This is a genomic window from Leptospira alexanderi serovar Manhao 3 str. L 60 (genome assembly GCF_000243815.2).
Taxonomy (GTDB): Bacteria; Spirochaetota; Leptospiria; order Leptospirales; family Leptospiraceae; genus Leptospira; species Leptospira alexanderi.
Genome location: NZ_AHMT02000048.1, coordinates 1 through 3971, shown reverse-complemented (window position 1 = coordinate 3971; position 3971 = coordinate 1). Strand labels below are relative to the sequence as shown.

General features: G+C 38.4%; 5 protein-coding genes and 2 pseudogenes. 5 read left to right on the top strand and 2 right to left on the bottom strand.

Annotated elements, in window-relative coordinates:
- From LEP1GSC062_RS24950 to LEP1GSC062_RS25590, 5 genes and pseudogenes are all read left to right on the top strand, one after another.
- Positions 1-863 (top strand): annotated as a pseudogene (locus LEP1GSC062_RS24950) (RHS repeat-associated core domain-containing protein); the annotation flags it as partial.
- The gene (locus LEP1GSC062_RS14985; protein ID WP_010576872.1) at positions 860-1507 is read left to right on the top strand and encodes a hypothetical protein; all 648 of its coding nucleotides are present in this window, start codon (positions 860-862) and stop codon (positions 1505-1507) included. The pseudogene LEP1GSC062_RS24950 and the gene LEP1GSC062_RS14985, both read left to right, overlap by 4 nt.
- 268 nt (positions 1508-1775) lie before the next feature.
- Positions 1776-2027 (top strand): annotated as a pseudogene (locus tag LEP1GSC062_RS23295) (RHS repeat-associated core domain-containing protein); the annotation flags it as partial.
- A gap of 82 nt (positions 2028-2109) precedes the next feature.
- A complete protein-coding gene (locus tag LEP1GSC062_RS25595) occupies positions 2110-2340 on the top strand; it encodes a helix-turn-helix domain-containing protein (RefSeq protein ID WP_020984688.1) in 231 nt (76 codons plus the stop codon).
- A gap of 1 nt (position 2341) precedes the next feature.
- Complete coding sequence (locus LEP1GSC062_RS25590; protein WP_020984690.1) at positions 2342-2509, top strand: hypothetical protein; 168 nt, start codon at positions 2342-2344, stop codon at positions 2507-2509.
- 75 nt (positions 2510-2584) lie between these two features.
- Here the strand turns inward: LEP1GSC062_RS25590 and LEP1GSC062_RS24945 are convergent, their stop codons facing one another.
- Complete coding sequence (locus tag LEP1GSC062_RS24945; protein WP_244265117.1) at positions 2585-3262, bottom strand: helix-turn-helix domain-containing protein; 678 nt, start codon at positions 3260-3262, stop codon at positions 2585-2587.
- Between the two features lie 545 nt (positions 3263-3807).
- The coding region (locus tag LEP1GSC062_RS25925) for an LIMLP_19325 family protein (RefSeq protein ID WP_425268430.1) at positions 3808-3971 on the bottom strand (164 nt) is incomplete at its 5' end.

Here is a 3971-nt window from a genome sequence, read left to right as displayed (position 1 = left end):
GAATGATGGCTGCGGGAGCGGGTCTTGGAGTAGCAGCTTTGAACATGGTAGGAAGTACGACATTACTAACAGCGGGAGCCGGAGTGGCGACGGTAGGAGCGGTAGGTAGTATGGCTTTAACATCGGGTATTGAATCGATTGGAATGGCTGGATTAGGAGCTGGAGTAGCCTCGTCCACCGCACTGATGTTAGGTGGTGCGATTGCTGGAACTGGTCTTGCGTTAGGGGGTGTGGCTTTGGCGGGATTGACGGCGGCTTCTTTTATTGTTGGTTGTACAGCTTTGGCTGTTGCGACCGTTGCTGGTTTTGCGGCCACAGGTGCAGTTTATACCGCGATCGGTTTGGGTGCGCTTGCGATTGGCACTGCATTAGGAGTGGGAGGAGTCTTGTTTGTGAGCGCTGCTGCTGCGGCAGGCCTTGTGAGTGGAACCATCCTAAGTCCTTATACAATGCAAGCGTATGGGGCCGGTGGTTATTCTAAATCGAGTTTTAATAATATTCATTGGGATGAGAAGAGTGCTCGTAAATGGGCTTGTTATGCTACTGCGGGGCAACTTGCGGCGATGGCGGGGTATGGTTATCTTGAAGTGAATGCTGTACTTGGTGTAGCTGCATCTAAAGGAAATGCAGTCGCTGGAGCTTGGGTAAATTTTAATGAAATACCCGTGGTTGGTCCATTTAGTGGTTTGGATATAGCGACATCGCATTTGTTAGCTTATGATATTGCAACAGGAGATTGGAAGGGGGCAGGTGCATCCATAACAGGTTATGCAATTAAAGCAGCCATCGGTAAGTCGGTGCCTATTGGATTACTTATAAGCGGTGGTGAATATGTAGAAAAGACTTGCGAGGGGCCATTATGAAAAGAAACTATTTTAAAAAATTATGTAAGGTTTTTATTTTAGTTTCGTTTGGATTTGGAAATTTAAATTGCCCCGGTTTTGGAAATCGATATCCACCATACAAACCAATCACGAATTCAGATCGTAGTTACGTTAAGTTTAATATTAAGATGCTGGACGACACTATGGAAAAGTCTTCTACTGCATTGTCAAATTATGTATTTGTTGGATATTGGGATGAAGAGCGAACTTTGGTAAATTTCCCGTTTAAACTAAATCCTGAAAGAGAATACTGGTTAGAGAATTTTAAAGTTTTACTGTATGAAATAGGCTGGGGCATGCGTGATGTAAGATTTTATGAAGGCTGCGATTATCGAATGCCAGCGCCCCTAGGTAAACGACGATATGAATTCGTGTTCGTATATTTTCACGGAAATTCCCCTAAGAAAACTGGACGATTAGAAAAGATAATCAATCTTCCCCCGAATCATTCGATACGTTTAAATGTTGTTCCTGCTGAGTTACCATATCCTAATCCCAAGGATTGGACTCAGAAAATAGAAAATAATAATGCTCCGGAAATCAAAATCATCGCAAGCATAGAACCGAACCCAGAACCGGACGAAGACAAGATTTGTGAGTTACCGAAACATCCGAGAGATTAGAAAAATAAACTGAGTGTAAGAGAGTGAATTTCAATACACAACGACAAGATATTAACTACGAAGCGTGAGCGATCGAAGTGAAAATACTGCAACGCAACATGAACTGAATGCAGAAATAAAAATATACGAAAAGCTTGAAATGGTGCGTTGCAGATTGAAACGAAGAGCGCGACTCTGCGGTGGAAGTTCGGAAAGATTTCGCAGAGGCACGCCCGCTTCGAGATGCGAGTTCCTAACCCCTAATTCCTAATCACTAACCCCTTGGAAAATGTATTTCTATCACCCGGATCATTTGGGATCTGTTACGATGATAACGGACGGAGTGGGGAACCCAGCAAGTGGACCTGAACCGGGAGTGAGTTACGTTTCTTATGAGCCATACGGTGCGATTAACAGAAATGATTCGTATGGACCGGATATATTCCGTTACAAATTTACAGGACAGATCGAAGACAAAGACACTGGTCTTTACTATTACAAATCTCGTTATTATGAACCGAAACTCGGAAGGTTTTTACAAAACCCTACAATGCGTTAATTTCTTGCGCTTTCTCGATGGGTGGCCTTTAACTTCCGTAATATTGCCAACTCAGAAGCATTCAATGAATTCATTTGATTTAAAAACACAATCCGGAAGACTGAGATTGATCATTGCTGAAACAGGAATGACTCAGAGCCGATTTGGAGAGGAGGTTGGCATTTCCAAGCAACAGGTTTCCAACATTCTTTCGGGCGAACGAGATGTATCGGATCCAGTCGCTCTTGTGATCGAACATAAATTTGGATTTCGAAAGGATTGGCTTTTAATGAAAAATGGGCCACACAAAAAATAAAATGAACGCTTTCGATATTGCCGCTTTGGATGCGGAAAATACATTTCATCGCAAGCTGGATCGAACTTCTGGAGTCCGAAAGATGATCAAAGATTTTTTCCTGTTATCTCCCAAGGATCAGAAGATGATCATAGATATGATAGGCAGGTTATTGAAAGGGAAAAAATAATCCTAATTCTTTAAAGCTGTCATCTATGAAAGTATCATACAAAAGAATTAGAAATTCGAATGAGAAGTTTGTATTTTAAGAATTTATGTCTTTGCTAGAATTTAACTGAATATAATTTCTAAGGTCACGCGGGGATTTCCCGGTAAACCTAATACAAGCCCTGTGAAAAGAGGATGAAGAATTGAAACCGCATTCGAGAGCGATATTTAAAAGATTAAAATTAGATTTATTTTTCATCATAATCTTAACTTCGTTTATTCTATAAAAATTCAGAAAATCATTATATCGTTTACTAAGATATTTGTTTAGGTAGTAAGAAGCTTGATGAGTGGAAAGGCCTAAGTCTGCAGCAAAGTCAGGAAGTCTAAGTTCTTCGTCTTTAAATCTTTTGGAAGTTATAAATTGATTCAGTTTGATTTCCACATTTTCTAAATCGATACCCTCTAATAAATTGCGACCTTGAAATTTTGTTTCTTCTTGAATTTCTTCAGAAATAGGGGATTCTTTCGGTTCTGAAACTATGTTTATAATCGTAGATTTAGATTTACTAAACAAAAAAGGACAAGCCCGTTCTAAAATAACGATATAGCAAAGCACTGATCCGGCTAACAATTCCGCAATAAAAAAGAAGTCTTTTCTATCAAGTAGCGTGCCAAGAAAATCTAAAACAAAACAGATAGAAATTAGGAATGAAATCAAAGGGAAGTTGAGGTAAACGATAGATTTTTGAGATATTAAAATACTTTTTGTCAAGACCAAGCAGTAGTAAATAACGGAAATCCCAAAACCAAAGAACGTCTATGAAAGAAATAAAATAAAGCTTTGGAATCAAATACGATAATAGAATAGTAACGGGAATCGTTCCTAAAAGTTTTTTACAGTAATTCCAAGGATGGTCTAAAATCTCTAATACATAGCTGAAACAGACAAAAACGGCCGAAATGGAATATAACACTAAGCTATAATAAAATCCGAATGTAATTTTGTTTTCGGTTCGCAAGTTTCCTTGGCCGAAAAGAATACCATTGTTTAAAATCAAAAATAACGCAATAGAATGAAGGACCGTTCCATAAGATTTTTTAAAATCATCCTTTGAAAAAAGTTTTATAAATCCTAAAATTATACCGATAACCACACTAAAGGAGTGGAAGTAGGTAATAATTAAATCTATAAGATTCTTATAATGATCTATTCCGAAAGTATTCATATAAGGTATGGAGGAGAACTAGGTTCGATGGACGTTATCCTTAAAAGTGTTATCTACTCGTTGCTTTTCAAATTGATTGAGAGAAAAAATTCTACAGGTTTAATTTTTTTCTGATCGTTAAAATCTTACGGAAACTTGTGAATTTCAATATTGCCTCTCTGTCTTCGTCGTTTAATGATTTCCTTAAGATCTTTTCATACTCGTCTAAATCGGAATTGGAGATTTCTAAAGGCATTATTTGGAAATAATTGAAAA